The 24998-nt window shown below is 68.1% G+C and carries 24 protein-coding genes; 16 read left to right on the top strand and 8 right to left on the bottom strand.

Annotated features, from left to right (window positions below):
• Positions 1 to 72 precede the first annotated feature (72 nt).
• The 6 genes from AC1VNX_RS27770 (at position 73) to AC1VNX_RS27795 (ending at position 7322) form a co-directional block, all read left to right on the top strand.
• Entirely contained in the window at positions 73 to 1101 is a 1029-nt protein-coding gene (locus tag AC1VNX_RS27770) for a branched-chain amino acid ABC transporter permease (protein ID WP_483160785.1), read from the top strand.
• Positions 1098 to 3008 carry a branched-chain amino acid ABC transporter ATP-binding protein/permease gene (locus AC1VNX_RS27775; RefSeq protein ID WP_483160786.1) on the top strand — a complete coding sequence of 637 codons (1911 nt, stop codon included), beginning with the start codon at positions 1098 to 1100 and terminating at the stop codon, positions 3006 to 3008. Before AC1VNX_RS27770 ends, AC1VNX_RS27775 begins: the two co-directional genes overlap by 4 nt.
• Positions 3005 to 3736, top strand: coding sequence for an ABC transporter ATP-binding protein (locus AC1VNX_RS27780; protein WP_483160787.1), 732 nt, complete (start codon positions 3005 to 3007; stop codon positions 3734 to 3736). The genes AC1VNX_RS27775 and AC1VNX_RS27780 overlap by 4 nt, the downstream gene beginning before the upstream one ends.
• A 144-nt stretch (positions 3737 to 3880) precedes the next feature.
• Entirely contained in the window at positions 3881 to 5953 is a 2073-nt protein-coding gene (gene paaZ / locus AC1VNX_RS27785) for a phenylacetic acid degradation bifunctional protein PaaZ (protein WP_483160788.1), read from the top strand.
• Positions 5953 to 6732 carry an SDR family NAD(P)-dependent oxidoreductase gene (locus AC1VNX_RS27790; protein ID WP_483160789.1) on the top strand — a complete coding sequence of 260 codons (780 nt, stop codon included), beginning with the start codon at positions 5953 to 5955 and terminating at the stop codon, positions 6730 to 6732. The genes paaZ and AC1VNX_RS27790 overlap by 1 nt, the downstream gene beginning before the upstream one ends.
• A gap of 29 nt (positions 6733 to 6761) precedes the next feature.
• Positions 6762 to 7322: a methyltransferase family protein gene (locus AC1VNX_RS27795; RefSeq protein WP_483160790.1), complete on the top strand. Its 561-nt coding sequence runs from the start codon at positions 6762 to 6764 to the stop codon at positions 7320 to 7322.
• 92 nt (positions 7323 to 7414) lie between these two features.
• Here the strand turns inward: AC1VNX_RS27795 and AC1VNX_RS27800 are convergent, their stop codons facing one another.
• Positions 7415 to 7789 carry a DUF3761 domain-containing protein gene (locus tag AC1VNX_RS27800; protein ID WP_483160791.1) on the bottom strand — a complete coding sequence of 125 codons (375 nt, stop codon included), beginning with the start codon at positions 7787 to 7789 and terminating at the stop codon, positions 7415 to 7417.
• Between the two features lie 275 nt (positions 7790 to 8064).
• Between AC1VNX_RS27800 and AC1VNX_RS27805 the strand changes: the two genes are divergently transcribed.
• The 7 genes from AC1VNX_RS27805 (at position 8065) to AC1VNX_RS27835 (ending at position 14450) form a co-directional block, all read left to right on the top strand.
• The gene (locus AC1VNX_RS27805) at positions 8065 to 8697 is read left to right on the top strand and encodes a YiaD family glycine zipper/OmpA-like lipoprotein (protein ID WP_483160792.1); all 633 of its coding nucleotides are present in this window, start codon (positions 8065 to 8067) and stop codon (positions 8695 to 8697) included.
• A 181-nt stretch (positions 8698 to 8878) separates the two neighbouring features.
• A complete protein-coding gene (locus AC1VNX_RS27810) occupies positions 8879 to 9331 on the top strand; it encodes a hypothetical protein (RefSeq protein ID WP_483160793.1) in 453 nt (150 codons plus the stop codon).
• 162 nt (positions 9332 to 9493) lie between these two features.
• Positions 9494 to 10090 (top strand): phosphatase PAP2 family protein, encoded by a 597-nt coding sequence (locus AC1VNX_RS27815; RefSeq protein WP_483160794.1) that lies wholly within the window; start codon positions 9494 to 9496, stop codon positions 10088 to 10090.
• A complete protein-coding gene (locus AC1VNX_RS27820) occupies positions 10087 to 11154 on the top strand; it encodes a glycosyltransferase family 2 protein (protein WP_483160795.1) in 1068 nt (355 codons plus the stop codon). Before AC1VNX_RS27815 ends, AC1VNX_RS27820 begins: the two co-directional genes overlap by 4 nt.
• The gene (locus AC1VNX_RS27825; RefSeq protein ID WP_483160796.1) at positions 11151 to 12770 is read left to right on the top strand and encodes an ArnT family glycosyltransferase; all 1620 of its coding nucleotides are present in this window, start codon (positions 11151 to 11153) and stop codon (positions 12768 to 12770) included. The genes AC1VNX_RS27820 and AC1VNX_RS27825 overlap by 4 nt, the downstream gene beginning before the upstream one ends.
• Complete coding sequence (locus tag AC1VNX_RS27830; protein WP_483160797.1) at positions 12763 to 13587, top strand: ChbG/HpnK family deacetylase; 825 nt, start codon at positions 12763 to 12765, stop codon at positions 13585 to 13587. Before AC1VNX_RS27825 ends, AC1VNX_RS27830 begins: the two co-directional genes overlap by 8 nt.
• Before the next feature lie 56 nt (positions 13588 to 13643).
• On the top strand, positions 13644 to 14450 hold the full coding sequence (locus tag AC1VNX_RS27835; RefSeq protein WP_483160798.1) for a CPBP family intramembrane glutamic endopeptidase: 807 nt from the start codon (positions 13644 to 13646) through the stop codon (positions 14448 to 14450).
• Positions 14451 to 14456: 6 nt separating this feature from the next.
• Here AC1VNX_RS27835 and AC1VNX_RS27840 read toward each other — a convergent pair whose 3' ends face one another.
• A complete protein-coding gene (locus AC1VNX_RS27840) occupies positions 14457 to 15074 on the bottom strand; it encodes a flavin reductase family protein (RefSeq protein ID WP_483160799.1) in 618 nt (205 codons plus the stop codon).
• A 304-nt stretch (positions 15075 to 15378) separates the two neighbouring features.
• Here AC1VNX_RS27840 and fusA point away from each other — a divergent pair, with 304 nt between their 5' ends.
• Complete coding sequence (fusA, locus tag AC1VNX_RS27845; RefSeq protein ID WP_483160800.1) at positions 15379 to 17442, top strand: elongation factor G; 2064 nt, start codon at positions 15379 to 15381, stop codon at positions 17440 to 17442.
• A gap of 298 nt (positions 17443 to 17740) precedes the next feature.
• Positions 17741 to 18055, top strand: a complete 315-nt coding sequence (locus AC1VNX_RS27850; protein ID WP_483160801.1) for a hypothetical protein — start codon at positions 17741 to 17743, stop codon at positions 18053 to 18055.
• Between the two features lie 134 nt (positions 18056 to 18189).
• Here AC1VNX_RS27850 and AC1VNX_RS27855 read toward each other — a convergent pair whose 3' ends face one another.
• Positions 18190 to 18831, bottom strand: coding sequence for a DUF4337 domain-containing protein (locus tag AC1VNX_RS27855; protein ID WP_483160802.1), 642 nt, complete (start codon positions 18829 to 18831; stop codon positions 18190 to 18192).
• A gap of 123 nt (positions 18832 to 18954) precedes the next feature.
• Between AC1VNX_RS27855 and AC1VNX_RS27860 the strand changes: the two genes are divergently transcribed.
• Positions 18955 to 20616: a SulP family inorganic anion transporter gene (locus tag AC1VNX_RS27860; RefSeq protein WP_483160803.1), complete on the top strand. Its 1662-nt coding sequence runs from the start codon at positions 18955 to 18957 to the stop codon at positions 20614 to 20616.
• Here the strand turns inward: AC1VNX_RS27860 and AC1VNX_RS27865 are convergent, their stop codons facing one another.
• The 5 genes from AC1VNX_RS27865 to AC1VNX_RS27885 all read right to left on the bottom strand — a co-directional run bounded on the left by AC1VNX_RS27865 (position 20617) and on the right by AC1VNX_RS27885 (position 24989).
• Entirely contained in the window at positions 20617 to 21228 is a 612-nt protein-coding gene (locus tag AC1VNX_RS27865) for a hypothetical protein (RefSeq protein ID WP_483160804.1), read from the bottom strand.
• Entirely contained in the window at positions 21225 to 21464 is a 240-nt protein-coding gene (locus tag AC1VNX_RS27870; RefSeq protein ID WP_483160805.1) for a hypothetical protein, read from the bottom strand. The genes AC1VNX_RS27865 and AC1VNX_RS27870 overlap by 4 nt, the downstream gene beginning before the upstream one ends.
• Positions 21465 to 21526: 62 nt before the next feature.
• Positions 21527 to 22156: a hypothetical protein gene (locus AC1VNX_RS27875; RefSeq protein ID WP_301507370.1), complete on the bottom strand. Its 630-nt coding sequence runs from the start codon at positions 22154 to 22156 to the stop codon at positions 21527 to 21529.
• Positions 22156 to 23748, bottom strand: coding sequence for a vWA domain-containing protein (locus AC1VNX_RS27880; protein WP_483160806.1), 1593 nt, complete (start codon positions 23746 to 23748; stop codon positions 22156 to 22158). Before AC1VNX_RS27880 ends, AC1VNX_RS27875 begins: the two co-directional genes overlap by 1 nt.
• Positions 23745 to 24989 carry a toxic anion resistance protein gene (locus AC1VNX_RS27885; RefSeq protein ID WP_483160807.1) on the bottom strand — a complete coding sequence of 415 codons (1245 nt, stop codon included), beginning with the start codon at positions 24987 to 24989 and terminating at the stop codon, positions 23745 to 23747. Before AC1VNX_RS27885 ends, AC1VNX_RS27880 begins: the two co-directional genes overlap by 4 nt.
• Between the last annotated feature and the right edge of the window lie 9 nt (positions 24990 to 24998).

Raw genomic sequence — 24998 nt, forward strand, 5'->3', positions numbered from 1 at the left:
ACCTGAGGCCCGGCAAAGCCGGTTCCTCGGTGTTCCTGAACTGAGTCACGGGCGACGCCCGAAGGTTGTTTTATGGATTTGCAGATCGCCCTGCTGCTCGGGCAGGACGGCATCGTGAACGGCGCGGTCTACGGACTGATGGCGCTCGCGCTGGTGCTGGTGTTTTCGGTCACGCGCGTGATCTTCATCCCGCAGGGCGAGTTCGTCGCCTTCGGCGCGCTCTCGATGGCTGCGCTGCAGGGCGGGCGCGCACCCTCCACGCTGTGGCTGCTGCTGGCGCTGGCGGTGATCGTGCTGGTGGTGGAGGCCTGGCGCTGGAAGCGCGGCGCCACCGTCGACTGGCGCTCGGCGCTGACCTGGTGCGTGGCCTTCCCGGCCGTGGCCGCGGTGCTGGTGCTCGGCTTCAAGCCCACTTCTCTTGCGATGCAGTCGCTCGCCACGCTGGTGCTGATCGCGCCGCTGGGTCCGCTGCTGTACCGCGTCGCGTATCGCCCGCTGGCCGACGCCAGCGTGCTGATGCTGCTGATCGTGTCGGTGGCGCTGCACGGCGTGCTGGTGGGCCTGGGCCTCTTCTTCTTTGGCGCCGAGGGTTCGCGCACCAGCGCGTTTTCCGAAATGCGCTTCGACCTCGGCGGCATTCCGGTCAACGGCCAGTCGCTGGTGGTGGTGGGCGTCACACTGGTGCTGGTGATCGCGATGTTCTGGTTCTTCGGCCGCTCGATGATCGGCAAGGCGCTGCGCGCTACCGCCATCAACCGCGTGGGTGCACGGCTGTCGGGCATTCCCACCGAGCTCTCGGGCGACCTGAGCTTCGCGCTGGCGGCCGTCATCGGCGCCATCTCGGGCCTGCTGATCGCGCCGATCACCACGGTCTACTACGACACCGGCTTCCTCATCGGCCTCAAGGGCTTCGTGGCCGCCATCGTCGGCGGGCTCGCGAGCTATCCGCTGGCGCTCGCGGGCGCGCTGCTGGTCGGCCTGCTGGAGGCTTTCTCTTCCTTCTGGGCCAGCGCATACAAGGAAGTGCTGGTCTTCACCCTGATCATCCCGGTGCTGCTGTGGCGCTCGCTGCACAGCCATCACGTGGAGGACGAGGAATGAACCCGTCTTCACCGACCACCGCTCCCGCCGCCGCGAACGCGGTGCCCGAGGGCCGCCCGCTCGTGACGCCGCGCGTGCTCACCCTCGTCTTCATCGTCGCGCTCGCGCTGGCCTGGGGCTGGCTGCCCGAGTTCACCGTCAGCGTGCTCAGCAACATCGGCCTGTACGCGCTGGTGGCCGTGGGCCTGGTGCTGCTGACCGGCGTGGGCGGCATGACCTCCTTCGGCCAGGCCGCCTTCGTCGGCATGGGCGCATACGCCACCGCTTGGATCTGCACCTCGCCCACGGCCGCCGGCTGGCTCGGCGGCCTCGCGGGCTCCGCGCTGGTGCCGTGGCTGGGCCTGCTGCTCGGGCTGGTGCTGACCTTCGCACTGGCGTGGACGCTCGGCGCTGTCACGCTCAAGCTCTCCGGCCACTACCTGCCGCTGTGCACCATCGCCTGGGGCCTGAGCCTGTACTTCCTGCTGGGCAACATGGAATTCCTCGGCGGCCAGACCGGCATCACCGGCGTTCCGCCGCTGGTGATGGCGGGCGTGTCGTTCGCCACGCCGCGCATGCTGGGCGTGGTGATCTGGGCGGTGCTGCTGCTCGCGCTGTGGGCCATGCACAACCTGCTCGACTCGCGCGAAGGCCGCGCGATCCGCGCGCTCAAGGGCGGCCGGCTGATGGCCGAGTCGATGGGCGTGGACACCGCGCGCCACCGCATCAAGCTGTTCGTGCTGGCGGCCCTGCTCGCGGCCATCTCGGGCTGGCTCTATGCGCACATGCAGCGCTTCGTGAACCCCACGCCCTTCAACCTGAACATCGGCATCGAGATGCTGTTCATGGCGGTGGTCGGCGGCGCAGGCCACCTCTGGGGCGCGGTGCTGGGCGCCACGCTGATCACGCTGCTGAAGGAAAAGCTGCAGGACGTGTTGCCCGCGCTGCTGGGCACCAGCGGCAACTTCGAAGTGGTGGTGTTCGGCCTGCTGATGCTGTTCGTGCTGCAGCGTTTCGCCGACGGCCTGTGGCCCACGCTCGCGCGGCTCTCGCGCCGCTGGGTGCGCGAAGTGCCGCGCGCGGCCGGTGCCGGCCCCGCCGCATCGACCACGGTGCAGCTCGCGCAGCGCGCGGTGCCTGCCGCCGGCACGCTGCTGCTGCAGGCCGACGGCGTGAGCAAGCGCTTCGGCGGCCTGGTGGCCAACAACGACATCTCGATGACGCTGAAGGCCGGCGAGGTGCATGCGCTGATCGGCCCCAACGGGGCGGGCAAGAGCACCTTCTTCAACATGATCTCGGGCGTGGACGACCCGACCACGGGCGAGGTTCGCCTGGTGGGCCAACCCATGTCGGGCAAGCCCTCGCGCGCCTTCGCCTCGCTGGGCCTGGGCCGCACCTTCCAGCACGTACGCCTGCTCGGCCAGCGCAGCGTGGTCGAGAACGTGGCGCTCGGCGCCCACCTGCGCGCCAGGCGCGGCTGGCTCTCGGCAATGCTGCGGCTCGACCGCGCGGAAGAGGCCGCGCTGATGGCCGAAGCGCGCAGGCAGATCGAACGCTGCGGCCTCGGTGCGCATGCCGAGACACCCGCCGCATCGCTCTCGCTGGGCCAGCAGCGCGTGGTGGAAATCGCCCGCGCGCTCGCCGGCCAGCCTTCGGTGCTGCTGTTGGACGAACCCGCCGCCGGCCTGCGCCACCTGGAGAAGCGCGCACTCTCGGAACTGCTCGCCCAGCTGCGCGCCGAAGGCCTCGGCATCCTGGTGGTGGAGCACGACATGGAATTCGTGATGAACCTCGCCGACCGCATCACGGTGCTCGAGTTCGGCACCGTCATCGCCACCGGCACGCCCGCCGAAGTGCAGGCCAACCCGCGCGTGCTCGAAGCCTATCTGGGCGGCGCCGACGACGAACTGCTGGAGGACGCACGATGAGCCATCCCATTCTTCGGCTGGAGGATTTCTGCGTCGCCTACCGCACGGTGGAAGCGGTGCACAGCGTGCGCCTGCAGGTGAACGAAGGCGAAATTGTCACCGTCATCGGCCCCAACGGCGCCGGCAAGACCACGCTGCTGTGCGCGGCGATGGGCCTGCTGCCTTCCACCGGTCAGCTGCTGCTCGACGGCGAACGCGTCTCGCGCCCCAGCGTCGAGACCATGGTGGCGCGCGGTGTCGCGCTGGTGCCCGAGCGGCGAGAGCTGTTCGGCGAGATGTCCGTCGAAGACAACCTGCTGCTCGGCGGCTTCTACCAGTGGCGCAAGGGCAAGCGCGACCAGCGTGCCCGCATGGACGAGATCTTCGAGATCTTCCCGCGCCTGAAGGAACGACGCCCGCAGATGGCCTCCACACTGTCGGGCGGCGAACGCCAGATGCTGGCCATCGGCCGAGCGCTGATGGCGCGCCCGCGCCTGCTGATGCTCGACGAACCCTCGCTGGGTTTGGCGCCGCTGGTGGTGCGCGAAGTGCTGCGCGTGGTGTCTCAGTTGCGCAGCCACGGCGTGTCGGTACTGCTGGTGGAGCAGAACGCACGCGCCGCGCTGCAGGTGGCCGATCGCGCCTATGTGCTGGAGATGGGCGCCGTGGCGCTCCAAGGCAAGGCGCGCGATTTGCTGCATGACCAGCGGATCATCGATACCTACCTGGGTATCGGCAAGAAGGAGTGACTTGACTTTCACCCTCCCCCGCTGGGGGAGGGCAGGGGTGGGGGCACGGCGGCCTCCACCGCCGCGCAGCCTTCGAGGACGGGGCTGCCCCCATCCCAGCCTTCCCCCAGCGGGGGAAGGAGCAACACGCAAAGGACTCGCACCATGACCACCACCCTCCAAAGCTACATCGCCGGCCGCTGGATCGGCCAGCAGGCCGCGCAGCAGCTGCGCAGCGCCGTCAACGGCAAGCCCGTGGCAAGCACCCACGCCGAGGCCATCGACTTCGCGGAAGCCCTGCAGTACGCGCGTCGCACCGGCATTCCGGCGCTCATGAAGCTCGACTTCCAGCAGCGCGCCGAGCGCCTGAAGGCACTGGCCAAGTACCTCGCCGCGAACAAGGAAACGCTCTACGCCATCTCCGCCCACACCGGCGCCACGCGCGCCGACAGCTGGATCGACATCGAAGGCGGCGCCGGCACGCTGAGCGCCTACGCCGGCATCGGCACCAACGAGCTGCCGTCGGGCAACCTGGTGCACGAGGGCCCGGCCTTCCCGCTGGGCAAGAAGGGCGGCTTCGCGGGCACGCACATCCTGGTGCCGCGCGGCGGCGTGGCGGTGCACATCGACGCCTTCAACTTCCCGGTGTGGGGCCTGCTGGAGAAATTCGCGCCCAGCTTCCTCGCGGGCATGCCCTGCATCGGCAAGCCCGCCACGGCCACCAGCTACCTCACCGAGGCGCTGGTGCGGCTGATCGTGCAGTCGGGCATCCTGCCGGAGGGCGCGCTGCAGTTGGTCATCGGCAGCACGGGCGACCTGCTCGACCGGCTCGAAGGGCCCGACGTGGTCACCTTCACCGGCTCGGCCGACACGGCCGCCAAGCTGCGCGTGCACCCGAATATCGTGCGCCAGTCGATCCCGTTCAATGCCGAGGCCGATTCGCTGAACTGCGCGATCCTCGCGCCCGACGTGACGCCCGACGACGAGGAGTTCGATCTCTTCGTGAAGGAAGTCGCGCGCGAGATGACCATCAAGGCCGGCCAGAAGTGCACGGCCATCCGCCGCGCGATCGTGCCGCGCCAGCATCTCGACGCAGTGGCCGAACGCCTGCGCGCGCGGCTCGCCAAGACGGTGGTGGGCGACCCCTCGCGCGAGGAAGTGCGCATGGGGGCGCTGGCCTCCCGCGACCAGCAGGCCGACGTGGCCGAGCGCGTGGCCACGCTGCTGAAGGGCGCCGAGCTGGTCTACGGCGAACGCGACGGCTTCTCGCCCGTGGGCGACGGCGTGGACGAAGGCGCCTTCTTTGCGCCCACGCTGCTGCTGAGCCGCAAGCCGCTCGAACACGACGCCGCGCACGACGTGGAAGCCTTCGGCCCCGTCAGCACGCTGATGCCCTACGACGGCATCGACGAGGCGCTGGCGCTGGCCGCGCGCGGCCGGGGCAGCCTGGTCGGCACACTGGTCACGCGCGACCCGGCCACCGCCGCCAAGGCCATTCCGGTGGCCGCCGCATGGCACGGCCGCCTGCTGGTGCTGGACCGCGAGGCCGCCGCCGAATCGACCGGCCACGGCTCGCCGCTGCCGCAGCTCAAGCACGGCGGCCCCGGCCGCGCGGGCGGCGGCGAGGAGCTCGGCGGCCTGCGCGCGGTGAAGCACTACCTGCAGCGCACCGCAGTACAGGGCTCGCCCACCATGCTGGCCGCCATCACCGGCGAGCACGTGCGCGGCGCGGCCGTGCGCGAGAGCGAAGTGCACCCCTTCCGCCGCTACTTCGAGGACCTGCGCATCGGCGACTCGCTGCTCACGCACCGCCGCACGGTGGGCGAGGCCGACATCGTGGCCTTCGGCGGCATCTCGGGCGACTACTTCTACATGCACTTCGACGAGGTGGCGGCGAAGGAATCGCCCTTCGGCAAGCGCATCGCGCACGGCTATTTCGTGCTGTCGGCGGCGGCGGGCCTGTTCGTGTCGCCCTCGCCGGGGCCGGTGCTGGCCAACTACGGCCTGGACACGCTGCGCTTCACCAAGCCCGTGGGCATCGGCGACACCATCCAGGCGCGCCTGACCTGCAAGCGCAAGATCGACCGCAACAAGAAGGACGCGAGCGGCCAGGGCCAGGGCGTGGTGGCATGGGACGTGGAGGTGACGAACCAGGACGGCGAGCTGGTCGCGAGCTACGATATCCTGACCCTCGTTTCCAAGAAGCCCGAAGCGCCCGCCGCCTCGGCCACCGCCTGATGTCTTCTTCCCCGTCCTCCATGTTCGACCTCACCGGCAAAGTCGCGCTCGTCACGGGCGGCAACGGAGGCATCGGCCTCGGCATGGCGCAAGGGCTGGCCAAGGCCGGCGCCCGCGTCATCGTTGCCGCGCGCAACGCGCAGAAATCGGCTGCCGCGGTCGAAGCATTGAAGGCGCTGGGCAGCGACAGCTTCGCGCTGGAGGCCGACGTGAGCGACGAGGCCTCGGTAGCCAGGCTCTTCGACGATGCCGCCGCGCGCTGCGGCCGGCTCGACATCCTCATCAACAACGCAGGCACCACGGTGCGCAAGCCGGTCGACCAGCTCTCGCTGGACGAGTGGCACAAGGTGATGGACACCAACCTCACCAGCGCCTTCCTGTGCAGCCGCGCCGCGCACCCGCACCTGAAGGCCGCGGGCGGCGGCAAGATCATCAACATCGGCTCGATGATGTCGATCTTCGGTGCGCCCTATGCGCCGGCCTACGCCGCCAGCAAGGCCGGCATCGTGCAGCTCACCAAGTCGACGGCGCTCTCCTGGGCGGCGGACAACATCCAGGTCAACGCGATCCTGCCGGGCTGGTTCGAGACCGAGCTGACCGACGGCGCGCGCAGCCAGATTCCCGGCCTCTACGAGCGCGTCAAGGCCCGCGCCGCCGCCGGCCGCTGGGGCCAGCCGGGCGACATCGCCGGCACCGCCGTGTTCCTGGCGAGCGCCGCGTCGGACTACGTGACGGGAACCGCAATTCCCGTTGACGGCGGCTTCTCCATTTCGGGCTGAAGCCCGCAGGCCGTGTAAATTCGCCGGCCATGCTCTTCTGGATCCAGATATTCCTTTTCGTCGCCGGCACGGCCGCGCTGCTCTACGTGTCGCGCGGCCCGCTGAGCCAGCCGGGCTCGCATGGCTTCTACCGCTTCTTCGCCTGGGAATGCATGCTGGTGCTGATCGTGCTGAACCTGCCCGTGTGGCATGACGATCCGTTCTCAGCCAGGCAGATCATCTCGTCGCTCTTCTTCGTGCTGTCGATCTGGCTGCCGATCCACGCGGTGCGGCTGCTCAAGGCGCAGGGCAAGCCCAGCGACGCGCGCAACGACGATCCGGCCCTGTACGGCTTCGAGAAGACATCGGCCATCGTCAGCAGCGGCGCCTTCCGCTACATCCGCCACCCCATGTACACCGCGCTGATGCTGCTGGCCTGGGGCGCATTCCTCAAGCAGTTCAGCTGGCTCACGCTGGCGCTGGTGCTCGCGGCCACGGTGCTGCTGTTCATGACGGCGCTGCGCGACGAGCAGGAATGCATCGCGCACTTCGGCGACGACTACCGCGCGTACATGCGCGGCACGCGGCGGTTCATTCCGTTCGTGTTCTAGGGCCCGCCGCGCCGCTCTGGAGGGCGCAAGGCCTTTCGCTGCGCCAAATAGAAAGCGCCCCTGACGGGGCGCTATTCACATGACTTCGATGCTCAGCACGCCTTGCCGTGGGCGGCGTGCGCGCCCTTGGCCTTCGCATCGGCTTCGGACATGTACGAGCCGCGCTTGGTCTTGCCGAAGTACTTGTCGTTGGCGCAGTGATAGACCTTGCCGTTGACCCATACCTGGCCGGCGGCGGGTGCCGCTGCAGGCGTGGAGGCGGCAGGAGCGGCTGCGGGCTTGGCCGCTGCGGGAGCGGGTGCAGCGGCGGCAGGCGCAGCAGCGGGCTTCGTCGCCGCTGGAGCAGGTGCCGTGGCAGCAGCCGGTGCCGTGGCAGGGCTGGTCGCCGCGGGAGCGGCTGGTTGCTGTGCAAAGGCAGAGACGGCAAACACGGAACTGGCCGCCAGCAGGAAAAGGGTCTTCTTCAAGATCGCTCCTTGTGAATCGCACGAAAGCACGTGCATGTTGCGACCAACGCCCTCGCGACAAAGCAGTTGACGAATGTTTACCCCGATGTGTGACTAGCCGTACGGCGCGAGACCTATTTCACGCCGGCAAGCAACGAATGAGGATTCACGAGCTCGGCAGGCGCTTCTCTGTCGGCGCGAGCGTGCATGCATGAGTTGTTCCCTTCGGATCGAGCGCCGACGCGGCAGACGCGGACGTTGCCGATCCGGATCCGAAACATCGAAAAGGGAAGACCATGAAAACCAGAATGACATCGCTCGCCATCGTCGCCGCACTCCTCGCGGGCTGCGCGTCCGAGCAAGCAACCCATACGGCCGTAGGCACCGGCGCAGGCGCGGCAGTCGGCGCAGGTGTGGGCAACCTCATCGGTCGCGACAGGAAAAGCACGGCCATCGGTGCTGCGGTCGGTGCCGCCGTCGGTGCAGGCGTCGGCTACAACTGGACCGCCATCCGCAACAAGCTCAGCAACCAGACCGCCGACACCGGCACGCAGATCGTCGATCAGCCCGACGGCTCGCTGAAGCTCAACATCCCCAGCCAGGTGACCTTCGACACCGACAGCGCCACCATCAAGCCATCTTTCCGCAATGTCCTCGATGGCGTAGCCCAGACGATCGCGCAGGAGCCCAACATCAACGCGCGCGTCGTCGGCCACACGGACAGCACCGGCAATGCCGAGCACAACATGACGCTGTCGCAGCGCCGCGCGCAGAGCGTGGGTGCCTACCTGGTCGACCATGGCGTGAAAAGCGCGCGCCTCACGACCGAAGGACGAGGCCAGACCCAGCCCGTGGCGAGCAACGCCACCGAGGACGGGCGCACGCAGAACCGCCGCGTCGAGATCTACCTGAAGCCCGTCTCGCAGTAAGCGAAGACGGCAAGCACCCGGCCGCAGCCAGCAGGGTGCGGCCCTGCTCAGGGAAGGCCGCCGACACGAGGTCGGCGCCCTCTCCCGAAAAGACCCCTTCATACGCGCGTCATCTTCAACCTTGCGGGATGCTGACCCGCACGATCAGGTTCGGTTCACACGAAGCTCCTAGCATTCGTTCATGCTGCTGCTCGCGCGCGTCCGCCGTTTTGCCGAAGCGCACCACAAGGGGTGGTGCGTCGCGGGCATCCTGCTGATTTTTCTGCAGCCCTTCATCGCGGCCCATTTCCGCTGCGACGGGCTGGAAGACGAGCCGATGCTGCGCGTGCGCGGCGCCAGCGAAACCACCCAGTTCGAGGCCGACGACCGCGCGGACCATCCGTCCGACCGCGAGACCACGCTGTTCGCACAGGCTGCCGCGAGCATCGACCACCCCGATGCCTTCGACCTCGCATTGAGCACGCTGATGGCGATGGTGCTGGCGCTGTTGCCGCTGGCCCTGGCCATCGCCCGGCTCGTCGTTCCCATCGTGCGCGAAGCACCCGAACACGTGCCGCCGCACGGCGGCGCGCCACCTCCAGCGCAACCCTGGCGGCGCCTGCCGCCGACTGTCGCTCCACCTTCCGCAATCTGAGACACGACGCCTCGCGCGTCGGGCGGTCTGCTGCGCCACGCAGCGGGCTTTCTCTTCCCTGCCGAAAGGTTTGACCATGTCCGGTTTCTCTTGCTGCGCCCGTCGCGCAGCGGGGCGTCGTTCGCCCCGTGTTTTCCAGATCACGCCCAAAAAGGTGGCGTCATGAATGCGCTGAATCTCGCGCTCTTCCAATGGCTCACGGCCGGCAGCCAGCCGCTGCCGTGGGTGCTCTCCGTCGCATCCGCCTTCGCGCTCTGGGGCAGCTGGCTGTGCGCGGGCGTGCTCGTCTTCGCGCTGTGGCGGCATCGCGCCGAGCGCGCCTACCTGTTCGTCGTCGCGGCCTTCGCGGGCCTGGCTTCGATGGCCTCCCATGCGATCGCGCTGGCGCTCAACACGCCGCGCCCCTTCGTGCTGGGGCTGGCACCTGCCTACATCGAGCATGCCGGCCGCGGCTCGCTGCCGAGCACGCATGCAACCGTGATGTTCATGGTGGCACTGGCCTTCCTGCTGCGTCCCAATCTGCGCAAGCTGGGCGTGCCGCTGCTGGCACTCGCAGCCATTACGGGTTGGGCGCGCGTTTATGTCGGCGTGCATTTCCCGTTCGACATCGTCGCCGGCCTGCTGCTCGGGGGTGCCATCGCGGCCCTGCTCGTCGTCGCGCAACGGCTGGCGCACCGATTTCTTTCTTTTCCAACGTCGCCAGCGGGCCGCACTCGCGACGACACGACGGCGGCCGCTTCATCCTGGAGGCATCCATGATTTCTTCGACCGACAACAGCAGGCACGCACGCGCACCTGTCCGCCTTCCGCAGGCCAGCGATGCTCCCGTGCAGACCGCTGACACCGACACCAGCGTGCAGCCCACGGCGCAGAACGAAGCGCGCAGCATTTCCTGCGTGATCCCCTGCTACAACGAGGGGCCGAACCTGCGGCGCCTGCTGCCGCTGCTGGAGGACATCCTCTGGGCCACGCGCATGCGCTGGGAGATCATCGTGGTGGACGACGGCAGCACCGACGACACGGTCGCGGTTGCCGAGGCATGGTGCGAGCTCTCGGGCTTTCGCTGCATCTCGCTGTCGCGCAACTTCGGCAAGGAAGCCGCGCTCACCGCCGGCCTCGCCGCCGCCACGGGCGACGCTGTGGTGCTGCTCGACGGCGACCTGCAGCACTCGCCCGAACTCATCCACACCATGATCGCGCAGTGGGTGGCCGGCGCCGAGGTGGTGTACGCGGTGCGCGAGCAGCGCAGCGACGAAAGCCGCTTCAAGCAGTTCGGCAGCAGGCTCTTCTACAGCCTCGTCAATGCATCCGACCGCTTCGCCGTGCCCAAGGACGCTGGCGACTTCCGCCTGATGGACCGCAAGGTGGTCGACGCGCTCATGAGCCTGCCCGAGCGCAGCCGCTTCATGAAGGGCCTGTACGCCTGGGTGGGCTTTCGCGCCGTGGCGCTGCCCTACACGCCCGCGCCGCGCGCGGAAGGCACCAGCACCTTCAACGTGCGCCGGCTGGTGCGCCTGGCCATCGACGGGCTCACGGCCTTCACCACCTGGCCGCTGCGCGTGGTCAGCGTGGTGGGCCTGATGCTGGCGGTGCCGGCCTTCGGGTACGGCACCTTCGTGGCAATCGACTACCTGCTGTTCGGCAACGAAGTGTCGGGCTGGACCACCATCGTCGCGAGCCTGATGTTCTTCATCGGCATCCAGATGATTTCCACCGGCATCCTGGGCGAATACATCGCGCGCATCTACGAGGAGGTGAAGGGACGGCCGCTGTACGTGGTGAGCCGCGAACGCGGGACGGGACTCGAGACCGGGAAGACATGAAACGAACCACTTCCGCATGGTGGACCTCTCCTCAACCGCTATGGCTCATCGTCGCCCTCTTCGCCTGGCTGCTGGCCACCGCCTGGATGCGCCCGCTGATGGCGCCCGACGAGGGCCGCTACGGCGGCGTCGCGCTCGCAATGCTGCATTCGGGCGACTGGCTGGTGCCCCGTCTCGACGGCCTGCCCTTCTTTCACAAACCGCCGCTCTTCTACTGGATAGGCGCGGCCGCGATGTCGGTCACCGGCCCGGTCGAATGGGCGGCGCGGCTGCCGTCCGTGCTGGGCGCGGGCGCGGCGGCGGCGGCGCTCTTTCTCTTCCTGCGCCGCTGGTCGACGGTGCGGCTGGCACTGCTGTCCACCGTGGTGCTGGTGACCACGCCCTTCTTCTTCCTGGGCGCGCAGTTCGCCAACCTCGACATGCTGGTGGCGGGCTGCATATCGGGCACCGTGCTGCTGGCGGCCAGCGCAATGCTGGCCCGGGAGCGCGAGGAGCCGTGGCGCGCGCTGCTGGCCGGCGCCTGGCTGTTCGCCGCGGCCGGCCTGCTCGCCAAGGGGCTGATCGGCCTGGTGCTGCCCGCGATGGTGATCGTGATCTGGTGCGCGGCAACGCGCAGGCTCGCGGCGCTGCGGCTCGCGCTGTGGCTGCCCGGCTGGGCCGTGCTGCTGGTCGTGGCCGGGCCGTGGTTCGTCGCGATGCAGCTGAGGTACCCGGAATTCTTCGACTACTTCGTCGTCACCCAGCACTTCCGGCGCTTCGCGTCATCGGGCTTCAACAACGAGCACGGCTTCTGGTTCTATCTGCCGGTGCTGGCGGGCCTGACGCTGCCGTGGTTCGCATGGGTGTTCGTGCCCCGCGGATCGAACGAGGACGCAGCACGCCCGCGCCAGCCGGACATCGACCGCCTGATGTGGATCTGGCTAACGGTGATCGTGGCGTTCTTCTCGCTGCCGCGCTCCAAGCTGGTGGGCTACGTGCTGCCGGCACTGCCGCCCCTGGCGTACCTGATCGCGCGGCGGGTGCTGGCGGGCCGCCCGCTCGAAGCCCTGCTGCCGAAGGTGCGCGCGACGACGCTGGCGGCGGCAACGGTGTGCATCGGCTGCGTGGTCGCCGTCATGGTGTACTCGTCGCCGCCAGGTACGCGCCTGCGCCTGCCGGCTGGGCAAGCGGTGGCACCGGGTGACCAGGTGCTGATGCTCGACAGCTACCACTACGAGATTCCCTTCTACTGGAACCTGCGCGAGCCGGTGCTGGTGTCGGACGACTGGAAGGCGGCGGCCGAGGACACGCGCGACAACTGGCGCAAGGAAATCTTCGACGCCAGCCGCTTCGATCCGGCGCACGCCGCGCGCACGCTGGTCGACCGCACGCAGCTCGCGGACACGCTGTGCATACCGCGCACCACCTGGCTCATCGGCTCGAACACGGCGCACCTCGCGAACCCCTGGTTGCACAATGCGCAGCTCGTGGCGGTGAACGACGGACTGGCGGCCTGGCGCTTCCCGGGCAGCGCCACGGGCGACCCGCACTGCCTGGATACCGCCCCCTTCCCCGCCGCAGCTCCGGCCGCGGCCCCAGCCACCGCCCCGCATTCGGGCACGAACGGCAATGACTGAATCGCCCCGCTACCTCTGCATCTGCGCCGACGACTTCGGCATGAGCGCGGGCATCAACTCGGCCGTGTTCGACCTTGCCGAGCAGCGAAAGATTTCCGCGACCAGCGGCATGGTGCGGCGCGAGGCCTGGCTGACCGGCGCCAAGGTGCTGCGGCGCCTGGAACCGGCGGACTTCGACACCGGCCTGCACCTGGACCTCACGCGGCCCGCTCATGCCGGCGGCCCCGAGCCGGGGCTGGGCGGCCTGCTCGCGCGCACTTACACGCGCACCATCTTCGCGCCGGGCCTGCAGGCCGACATCCGCGACCAGTTCAGCCGCTTCGAGGACGCCATGGGCCGCGCCCCCGCCTTCGTGGACGGGCACCGGCACGTGCACCAGTTTCCGGTGGTGCGAGATCTGCTGGTGGAAGAGATCGCTCGGCGCTATCCCTCGTCGCCGCCCTGGGTCCGCAACACGGCGCCGGGCTGGCGCCACGGCCCCGACAGCCTGAAGGCCCGCGTCATCCATGCGCTCGGCGGAGCGCGGCTCGCTGCACTGGCAGCCCGGCGCGGCATTCCCACCAGCAGCCGGCTGCTGGGCGTCTACGACTTCTCGGGCGACATGGAGCGCCACCAGCAGCGTTTGTCCGAATGGCTCTCGGCCTGCCGTACCGGCGATGTGCTCATGTGCCACCCGTCCGCCGGCATCATGCCCGGCGACCCACATGGCGGCGCGCGGCTACACGAATACACGGCGCTGCTCGCGCTGGCGCTCGGGGCCGGTCAAAACAGCGGGATCACGCTCGCGCCAATCTCGCGGTGCCTGCAGCGGGGCTGAGCAGGCCGGTCGCGTAACATGCGCGCCACCGCCCCCAGCCTCTCCCTCCCCGTCCCATGCCCTCCCGGAAAAGCGCCGCCTTCCCCTCGGTGGCGCAAGCCGTCCTCCTGTTCGTCGCGCTGTTCCTCTGCGAACTCGTCATCGGCGCCGCGCTGCGTGACGCGAACAGGTGGCTGGGCCTCGGCAGCATGCAGATAGGCGTGCTCGCGGCCGTGCTGGGCAACGGCTGCGTGTTCGCGGTGGTGATGCACTTCCAGCAGCTCAGCTACCGCACGCTATTCCACCAGTCGCGCGCATCCGCCGGGGCAATGCTGATGCTCGTGGTACCGCCCGTGCTGCTGCTGGTGCCCGCGCTGCTGCTCACGCTCACGTCGGCGCTCAACATCATGATGCGCATCGCGCCGCCTTCCGCGTGGGAAGAAGCGATGTTCAGCCGCATGGCCGACGGCAGCGTGGCGGCCGTGCTCGCGGTATGCGTGGTGGCGCCGCTCCTGGAGGAGATGCTCTTTCGCGGCATCGTGCTGCGCGGCTTCTTGATGCGCTATCCGCGCTGGCAGGCGATCTTCATCTCGGCGCTCTTCTTCGGCGCGGCGCACATGAACATCTACCAGTTCATCGTCGGCCTCGTCATCGGCACCGTGCTCGGCTGGCTCTATGAGCGCACGCGCTCGCTCATTCCGTGCATCGCGCTGCATGCGGCCTACAACACCACCACGCTGCTGCTGGGCGACTGGCTCGATGCGGCATCGCCTTCGCGCCTGCTGTGGGCCGTGCTGATGGCGCTGGCGGCGGCAGTATGCGGCGTGCTGGTGTTGCGGGCGATGCTGGTAACGCGCGCGGCGGACGGCGGCTCCTCGGCCTGAGCTCCGCTAGCGGGCGGCGGACGGAAGCGGCTGCAGCGGCCGCGCGTCGACCGCCTCCCCGTCGATGATGAAGTGCCCGCCCGCCACATGGTGCAGCGTGCGCAGCTCGTCGTGCCCGTCGAAATGCCAGCGCCCGTTGGAGAACACCCGCTCGTCGGCCTGCGCGGCAATCACCTCGCCGAGGAACAGGTCGTAGCGCTGCTGGATGGACGGCTCGGGCAGCAGCCTGCATTCGAGCCAGGCGGCGCAGCCTTCGATCAGGGGCGCGTCGGTGGCCGTGCCCGCGAAGGTCGAGAGGCCGTAGGTGGCGAACTTGTCCTGCCCCGACTGCTCGACGATCTCGCGGCCGGAGCTGTTGCCCAGTGTCTCCGTCAGGTCGAGCTGTGCGCGCACCGGCACCTGCAGCGCGAAGCTGCCGGCGCCTTCGAGCAGTTCGCGCGTCCAGGTGCTCTTGTCGAGCACCACCGCCACCTTGGGCGGATCGAAGTCCAGCGGCATGGCCCAGGCCGCGGCCATGATGTTGCGCTTGCCGCCATGCGCGGCGCTCACGAGCACGGTGGGGCCGTGGTTCAGCAGGCGGTAGGCCCTGTTCAGCGCGACGGGCTGGCGGTGGTCGGCGGTCATGGTGGTCGGTGCGGGTCAGGTTTCGGGGTCGTCCACGGGCGACTGGGGAGGCTGAAGGCGGAAGACGGCTGCGCAGGGGTCGGTCGCAGCCCCGCTTTGCGGGAGGGTGCTGGCGCAGGCCAGCGGCCTACTGGGAGGCTCGGAGGAAGAGTTCACGCCCACAGTCTAGCGAACGGCCCCTCACGACCCGGCCATTTCCGCTTGCATCGGTACGGTCAATACCGTAGGCTGACCCGGCGTCCGCGCGCAGCACCCGAGCCCAAGCGGGCCGCCGGGCCTGTTTGCAGGCGTGAAGGAGCCACGCATGCCAAGCCGATCGAACGGCCTCGCGGCCGAAATGGAAGCGGTGCGAACCATTGCGCTCGTCGGCGCCTCCGCGTCCGGCAAGACCTCCCTTGCAGAGGCCCTGCTGCACGAGGCCGGTGCCATCGGCGCACGCGGCAGCGTGGAGCGCGGCACCACCGTCAGCGACCATGACCCGCTCGAGAAGCGGATGCAGCATTCCCTCAATGCGTCGCTGATGCACCTCGTGCACGACGGCACGCGCATTCATCTCATCGACACCCCCGGCGGCGCCGACTTCCTGGGCCAGAGCCTGCCCGCGCTGGAAGCCGTTGAAACCGCTGCCGTCGTCGTCAACGCAAGCACAGGCATCGAGCCGATGGCGCTGCGCATGATGGACTACGCGGCCTCGCGCCACCTCGCGCGCCTGATCGTCGTCAACAGGATCGACGACCCCGGTGCCGACCTCGCCGGCCTGCTCGAGCAGATCCAGTCCACCTTCGGCCGCGAATGCCTGCCGCTGAACCTGCCCGCGGCCGGCGGCACGCGCGTGATCGACTGCTTCTACAACCGCGAAGGCGAGTCCGACATCGGCGCCGTCGACGCGGCGCATCGCGCGCTGGTCGAGCAGGTCGTCGAGGTCGACGCGGCCTTCGTCGAGCGCTACCTGACGGAGGGCGACATGGAAGCCGGCGAGCTGCATGCGCCGCTCGAACAGGCGCTGCGCGAAGGCCACCTGATTCCCGTCTGCTTCGTCTCGGCGCGCAGCGGCGCGGGTGCGGCGGAGCTGCTCGACATCATCGTCAAGCTGCTGCCCGACCCGAGCGAAGCGAATCCACCGGACTTCCTGCTCGGCGAAGGCGCGGATGCCAAGCCGATGCAGGCCAGGCCTGATGCGTCGCTGCATGTGCTGGCGCACGTGTTCAAGGTCACGAGCGACCCTTACGTCGGCAAGCTCGGCATCATGCGCGTGCACCAGGGCACCGTCGCGAGCGACAGCCAGCTCTACATCGGCGACGGCCGCAAGCCCTTCAAGGTGGGGCACCTGTTCATGCTCCAGGGCAAGGACCATGTGGAAGTATCGCGCGCCGTGCCGGGCGACATCGTGGCGGTGGCGAAGGTGGAAGAGATCCAGTTCGACGCCGTGCTGCACGACGCGGCGGAAGACAGCCACGTGCATCTCGCGCCGCTGGAGTTTCCGGTGCCCGTGCACGGACTGGCCGTCGAGCCCAAGCGCCACGGCGACGAACAGCGCGCATGGGAGATCCTCGGCAAGCTTGCGGCCGAAGACCCTTGTTTGCGCATCGAGCACGTCGTCGCGACCAACGAGACCGTTCTCTACGGATTGGGCGAACTACACCTGCGCATGGTGCTCGACCGCCTGCGCGAGGTGTACCGATTCGAAGTGCAGACGCGCCCGCCGCGCATTGCCTATCGCGAGACCGTGACCGCGAAGGCCGAAGGCCACCACCGCCACAAGAAGCAGACCGGCGGCGCAGGCCAGTTCGGCGAAGTCTTTCTGCGCATCGAACCGCTCGCGCGCGGCGATGGATTTGAGTTCGCCGACGAAGTCAGGGGCGGCGCGATTCCGGGCCAGTTCATTCCCGCCGTCGAGAAAGGCGTGCGAGAAGTGCTGGCGTGCGGCGCCATCGCGGGCTACCCCGTGGTGGACGTGCGCGTGGTGGTGCACGACGGAAAGCACCACAGCGTGGACAGCAAGGACATTGCGTTTGCCACTGCCGGCCGAAAGGCATTCATGGCCGCCATCCGCGAGGCCAGGCCGGTGGTGCTGGAGCCGATCGTGCTGATCGAGATCGTGGCGCCTGAGCATGCCGTGGGCGATGTGACGAGCGATCTGTCGTCACGGCGTGGGCTGGTCACCGGCACTTCGACTCTTGGGGCTGGTGCTGCGGCTGTGCGGGGACAGGTGCCCATGGCGGAACTGGCGAGCTATCAGTCGCGGCTCAATGCGATGACGAGTGGGCAGGGGCGGTACACGATCGCGCTGTCGCACTACGAGGCGGTGCCGCCTAATGTGCAGCAGGTGTTGATGGGGCAGTATCGGGGGCGGGAAGAAGATCAGTGAGGGAGCAGTGAGGGATCAGTGAGGCCGCGCTGCGTGGCTATACTGCGCCGGTCACGTCACACACAGGCGTGATCGGGATTGGCGTCCCGCTGAAATCACTGCGACGTAAAGCCGCAGTCACCGCGCAGGGTCTGCGGCTTCGTCGTTCGTGTCTCCAGTTTTGGCGGCTCGACGTGCGGGCGCGAGCCCGGCCGGTTTCACGCAAGTGGTTTCCCGGTACGCCAACTCGTCGAGCCGCCGCCCTCAATTGGCGTTGGGTGCGGCGGTTTCAGCAAATCGAAACCACTGGAGGCTATTCATGGCTGCATCTGCTCGCGCGTCTGCGCACGTCTCTTCATTTCCCGGGTCTTCTGAGGCCACCAGCGTTGAATCGCTTGCGCTGCAGGCTTGCGATGACCTCGATGGCCTGCAGGCCGTTCAGCGCGCATATGCGTGCCTTGAAAAGCTCATCGTGCCGCAGGGCATGAACGATACGGAAGAAATCTATCCGACCCGCACCGAGCTTGGTGCGCTGATGCGGGTGGTCAATGAGGAGTTGCAGAGGCGCCTCGAAGCGGCCGATGCGACGATGCAGTCGCTGCGCATCCACTTGAGTGAGCGCGTTGCACAATGAGAGCGCGGCGTCCGCTGCCTCGTAAGCAGAGCCGGCCCGCTTGCAGGCCGAGGTGACATCCTCTTCCACCGCCTGACGCCCCGTCACCTTTAACTCACGCGCCCGGTACTCAGTCAGCCCGAGCGCGGCTGCGTCTATAGGTGAAACGCCGCCAACCCACCCACAGCAAGCCCCGCCACAGCCACCCCAAACATCGCCCTCTCCAGCCACTTCCGCCTGGTCAACAACGCAATAGCAGCCAGCGCAATAGAAACCTGCAGCACAGTAGTAGCCTGAGCCCACCGATGATGCTGATGCATCTGCTCATCCGACTTCGAATCCCACTGGCTCGCCTCCGCCTCCAGCTTCTTCGCCTCGGTCTGGATGTCGGTCTTCTCCTGCTCGTAGCGCGTCACCTTGGCCTGCCAGCCCTGCCGGCGCGCATCGTCGGTCGCGGTGTCGCGGGCGAACTCGGCGAGGGCCTGCTTGGTGCTCTTCGACTGGAAGTAATTCCACTGGTTGGAGGCTTCGGTCTTCTTGATGGCGGCGTTGTTCTTGTAGATGCCGGCGTTGGCCTGGGTGGCGCCGCCCATGTACGCGAAGATGGCGCCGAAGGTGGCGATGACGGCGGTGCACATCGCGATCTTGCTCGTCGTGCTCATGCCGCCGGATTGCTCGTGCGCTGTTGTTGTTGTCTCCGTCGCATGGTGACCGTGGCTGCCTCCGTGGGCGCCCGATGCGGCGTGTTCCAGTTCGTGGTCGTGCGGGCCGTGTACGTGAAAGCCGTGTCCTGACATGGGGTCCTTGTTGTAGAAGAAGTATGGTTTTCGGGGCGCGCGCGAGTATGCCCTGCCGATGAGTCAGCTTCCGGTCTGCAAGCCATTGCCAGCATGAGACGACAACATCACACTTGCCTGCCCATGGCCGCCGAAACCTCGCCGACACCGACAGCCAACGCCCGCCGACCCGGCTTCGCCGACATCGTGGCGGGTATTTCAATCGCAGGCCTGTTGCTTCCCGAGGCTGTGGCCTATTCGGGCATCGCGGGGCTGCCGCCGCAGGCCGGAGTGATCGCACTCTTCGCGGGGCTGCTGGTGTATGGCCTATTCGGCAGCAGCCGCTTCGCAATCGTTTCCGCCACATCTTCCTCGGCCGCCGTGCTGTTCGCGGCCACCACTTCGATCGTTGGCGTGGACACCGCCACGCGGCTGGCGATGGGCATGGGCATCGTTCTTCTCGCTGGTGTGTTCTTCGTCATCGCGGGTGCCGCCCGGCTTGGCGCGGTGTCCAGCCTGATCGCCAAGCCGGTGCTGCGCGGCTTCGCGCTGGGGCTGGCGCTCACCATCGTGGTCAAGCAGCTGCCCAAGGTGCTCGACGTGCATCCGGCGCACAGCGATTTCTTCAGGCTCTTCGCCGGGCTGGTGGCCGAATGGCGACACTGGAACATCGCGGGCGCAGCGATGGCGCTGGTGGCACTGGTGCTGCTGCGTGGCCTTGCGCGCTGGCGCGCGGTGCCTGCCGCGCTGCTGGTGATCGTGGCCGGCATCGTGCTCGACGTGTACGGCCTGTGCCATGCATGGGGCGTGGCGGCGGTGGGGCCGATCTCGCTCGACTTCTCTCATCCGACGGTGCCGCAACTCGACCGCGCGCAGTGGCAGAACCTCGGCGGGCTGGCCTTCGCGATGGCGCTGATCCTCTATGCCGAGTCCTACGGCTCCATCCGCACCTTCGCGATGCGCCATGGCGACAACGTGTCGGCCAACCGCGACCTGCTGGCGCTGGGCGGCGCGAACCTGCTGTCGGCGCTGTTCCAGGGCATGCCGGTGGGCGCGGGCTACTCGGCCACCTCGGCCAACGAATCGGCCGGCGCAAGGAGCCGCGCGGCGGGCATCGTGGCGGGGCTGGTTGTGCTGGTGGCGGTGCTCACGCTGCTGCCGTGGATCGCGCACACGCCCGAGCCGCTGCTGGCGGCCATCGTGATCCACGCGGTGAGCCACACGCTGAACCCTGCTGCACTGCGGCCCTACTTCCACTGGCGGCGCGATCGGCTGGTGGCGCTGGTGGCGGTCGCGGCGGTGCTGGTGCTGGGCGTGCTCAACGGCCTGCTGGCAGCCATCGGCGTGAGCCTGCTGCTGCTGCTGCGCGGCTTCTCGCGCACCACGGTGAGCTGGCTCGGGCGGCTGGGCCAGAGCCACGACTTCGTCGACACCGCGCGCCACCCCGAAGCGGTGGTGCCGCCGGGCGTGCTCATCGCGCGGCCCGAGGTGCCGCTTTTCTTCGGCAACGCGGATGCAGTGTTCGCATCGATCCGCGCGCGCATCGACGCCACGCCGGGCCTGCAGCGCATGGTGCTGAGCCTGGAGGAGTCGCCCGACCTCGACGCGACCAGCATCGAGGCGCTGTGCGACTTCGCCGCCTACGTGCGCGTGCGCGGCGTGCGCCTGTCGCTGGCACGCGTGAAGGACGACGTGCGCGACCTGCTGGCCAAGGTGAATTCGCCCGACCTTCACGCCGAGGTGTATGCGCCGTGGAGCGTCGACGACGCGGTGCAGCCAGAAAACAGGACGCCACGGTCTTCTTGATCACCTGCCGTCGGAGGCAGCGTGCCCGACCGTGTGGATTTCAGTTCTTGGGGCTGGTTTGGGCTCGCGGCTCTCCCGCAGAGCTTTGAGCCGTTGTTCCGCCTGACCTGGTGGAATCTGACCTTCCGCCTCCAGCCGCTTGAGGCGCCGTTCATCTGCCCGATTCAGGGCATCTTTGAGCTGTGCCATCTTGCGATCGTTGCAGGGTTGGCAGTCGTAGTAGCTTCCGGGGTCAGTCGTGGGCCCAAGCGCCTCGTCCAACTCCGCGGTACTGATTCTCCCCGTGGGCTCGATGCCGACAGCGAGGATTTTTCCGTTCTTGAAGGTAACGAGCGCACTGCCCTCGCATCCGGTTTCCTGCACCTGCGGCACGAGATACGACTTCTTTGAAACCCTCCGCATATGACGTAGTGCGTAGAACACATCTTCGACGGTCAAGACAACATCCTGACAATCCAGAAAATCCTTGTTCTCCCACGCCGTTTTCCCCGAGGGGTTGTCGATCTTGATCGGCTTCACGAAGGCTGCCGGATAGCGCTTGTCTGCCGCGTGAACCGACAGGGCCATAGCGAGGGTAGCCAGCGCTACCGCAAGAACGATGACTTTTCTCATGGCGTCGGGAGCAGCAGATTCCAATTCGCACCTTGTGCCTCGACAAGAAAGTGCGCGCCATTGGCCTTTGGGCGTTTGTAGCTGTTCAGCGAGGATGCCGAAGTTTTCGCATCGGTCTGGTGCACAACGATGCCTGTGATCGTGCTTGTACGTCTACCGCGTTCGATCGCAGGACTGCGCGCATTGCGGACTTTCGCGTGAATGATCATTCCATCCGTGTCAATTTGAATTGCCATACGGCCTCCCTGGGTCGCGGTGCAGACCACGCCGCGCCGCCAACCGTTCTGACCGACCCCGCTCAGCCCGCCAGAAAATCCGGCTGGCGGAATTTCTTCTCGAGGAACTGCCCGTTGGCCACCAGCGCGGCGGCATCGCTCGAAGCCACGTTGGCGACGATCTCGCGCAGCTTGGCGTCGAGCAGGCCGAGCTGCTCGCCGAGCAGCTGGCGCGCGGTCTTGCCGTCCTTCACCGCGTGCGTGATGCGAAAGGCCGGCGGCAGCGCGACGTAGTTGGCCAGCGTCTCGGGCAGGTAGCGCAGCACGGTCTCGCGCACGGTGAACAGGTCGTCGCCGTGCGAGCCCGCGCCCACGAGGCGCGGCAGCACCTCGCCCACCGAGCCGCGCACGTTGTCCAGGCTCTTGCGCATGTCCTCGGTGAGGTGCGGCTGCGCCTGCGCGACCACGCGGTCGAGGCGCTCCAGCGTCTGCTCGACACTGAGGCTGTCCTCGATGCGGCGCTCCAGCTCGGGCGCCTTGCGGCCCAGCAGGCAGCCGGCCACGTAGAGGCCGGCGGTGATGAGCAGCCAGCCCCGATCGATGACGCCGGCGAAGAGCAGCGCCGGCCCCAGCAGCGCCAGCGCGCAGCCCAGGATGTTGCCGTTGCCGTAGAGGAACAACAACGCGCGCAGCTTCAGCGAACGCTGCGGCATCACTGGTAGCCCCGGATTTCCTTGAACACCTGCCCCAGCTGCAGCTTGCGGCCGTCGAACTCGCGGCCGCCCGAGAGCTGCGCGATTTCCTGCATCTCGCTCACGCTGGCCTCGCCGAACAGGATCGGGAAGATGCGCGCCGGAAAACCGCCCGCCGCGTAGCGCTCGCGGAAGTCGCGCAGCTTCAGGCCCGAGTTGCTCTCGCCGTCGGTCAAGAGCACGATGCTCACGAAACGGTCGGGCTCGCGCTGCTGTTCCTTGCGTGCCAGATCTTCTGCGGCGGCCAGCGCCGAGTAGATGGCGGTGCCGCCGTTGGCCGACATCGAATCGGCCAGCCGGCGAAGCTCTTCGCGCGCGGCCCCGATGTGGTCGGCGTCGAAGCGCACCCAAACCGGTTCCTGCACATCGGTGGAGAAGGTGATGAGCACCACGCGCTCGCGGCTCTGGAAGGCGCTGTAGCGCGCGCTCGCGCTGGCCGCTTCCTCGGCGCCCGAGAGCAGCTTGAGCGCCTCGCGCATCGATGCCAGCCGCTTGCCGGCCATGGAACCGCTGAGGTCGAGCACGAAGATCGAGGTGGCGGGCTTGCGCCATTGCGACTGGTAGGTGCCGAGCACCGCGTCGATCACCTCCAGCCGGTTGGGAAAGCCCAGCTCGGCCACGGCGGCGGTGGGCAGCGCGGCGGCGGCTGCCACTTCGGGATTGGCGGGGCGCAGGAAGGCGGCGGAGAGTGCATCGCGCTGGAAGGGCGCGGCCTTGAGCGTCGCGACAAGCTTGGTGTACGCATCGCGCTTGTCGGCGTTGAGCAGCATCAGCGGATAGTCGGCCGAGATCATGCCGTCGCGCGGGTAGATCAGCGTGAGCTTGTCGGCGGTGGGCAGCTTCTCGTTGGCACGCAGGATCACTGCCTCGTAGTTGACCATCGCGTCGATGGCGGACGGGTCCTTCACGTAGGAGTCGGCGAGCCAGCCCGAGCTGCCTGCCGTGAGCTTCTGGCCCGAGAGAAAGGCCTTCAGCGTCTTCTCGTCCACGTCCTGCGCGGTCAGGTCCTCGGTCTTGCCCGCGAGCGCGGAGGCCACGGCGAAGAGCGCGCTCATGCCGGTGTTGGAGCTGGTGGCATTGGTCATGCCGTAGCGCAGCTGGCCGGCGCCGGCCGCCCTGGCGATCTCGGCCCAGCCCGGCGGGCGCTTGTTCCAGCCGAGCTGCGCGGCCTTGGCGCTCTTCACGCCAAGAGCTATGCGCGAATAGAAGAGCTTGTCGCGCGCCAGCGGCTTGGCCTGCAGCGCCAGCGCTGGGTAGGCGCCGTTGGGCGGCAGGATGGCGTCGAAGCGCTCGCCGGCGTTGATGCGCTCGACGATGTCGAGCGTGCCGGCGTAGGAGAGCTTCAGCTCCACGCCGGCCGATTGCGCGGCGGCGACGATGGGTGCTTCGAGATCCTTGAGCTCGGAGCCGGCCAGGATGGTGAAGGCCGAGCCGGCCGCCACGGCCGGCGCAGCGCTCGTGGCCTGCCTGGTGTCCTCCTTGCCGCAGGCCGCGAGCCCCAAGGCCATGGCCGCAAGGGCCGCGAGCGCGAACAGACGCTTCAACAGGCTCACAGCGCGACCTCGCCGCGCGGCTGGCTCATCGCCTCGGTGGCTTCCTGGCGGCGCACGCGGTCGAGGTAGGTGCGGCTCTTGGCGACTTCGTTGGTCAGCGTGTCCACCGTGGTCTGCATGGAGTCGAGCGCGCGGCTCTTGAAGTCGGCGATGGTGTCCATGGTCTGGTAGATGTTGGCGAAGGCCTGATGCAGCTTGGCGATCTCGATGGTGCTGGAGGCCGCCTGCTGGTGGATGGCGCTGCTCTGGTCGCGCAGCATTTCGCTGGTGCTGGCGATGAGGTTGCCGGTGGTGGCGTTGAGCGCGCTGATCTGGTCGAGCACCAGCTTCTGGTTGGACAGCGCCTGCGCCACGATCACGGCGGTGCGCAGCGCCGCCACGGTGGTGGTGGTGGCGCGGTCCACGCCCTTCATGAGCTCCAGGTTGTTCTTGCGGATCATGTCCAGCGCCAGGTAGCCCTGGATGTTCACCGCCAGCTGCGTCAGGAGGTCGGTGACCTTCTGGCGCGAGTAGAAGAGCATTTCCTCGCGGATCACGCGGGCCTTCTCGGGGTCGGTGGCGTCGAGCTCGCGCGCCTTGGCATCGAGCTTGCCGTCGAGGGCCTTGCCGATGTGCACGTATTTCTCGAGCCGCTCCATCAGCGTCCAGAGGTTGACTTTTTCCTGCTCGATGGCGGTGTTGTCGCGCAGCAGCTCGTCCTTGCCGCGCTTGAGCGACTCGATGATGGCGTTGAGGTGCGTCTGCGACGACTGGTAGCGCTCGAAGTACGCGATGAGCTTGTTGCCCAGCGGAATGAGGCCCAGCAGCTTGCGCGCCGAGAACAGGTCGCCTTGCTTCGACGGGTCGAGGTCTTCCACCTGGTGGCGCAGGTCGATGAGCGACTGCCCGATCTGCGCGCCCTTGTCGAAGAGGCCATTGCGCAGCGACCCCACGGGCCGGTCGAGCATGCGGTTGGAGACCGACGCCGAGGCCTCGATGTCCTTGCTGCCCATGGAGTGGATGCGCTCCACCGCTTCCTTGAACTGCGGATGCTGGCTGTCGTGCGCGGTGATGTCCTCGATGAAGCGGTCCACCTGCGCGTCGAGCTCGGCCACGTCCTCGGCCTTCAGGCGCACCTTGCCGCTGGCCGACTCCACCGGCACCGCCGCGACGGGCGCGGGCGGCTCGAGGGTGAAGGACTGCGGGGGCTGGAGGTCGATCGAAGCGGGTGCGGTGGTGGTGGACGTGACGGGTGCGTTCATGGCGTTCCT

The sequence above is a fragment of the Variovorax sp. TLI9-5A genome (assembly GCF_056867935.1).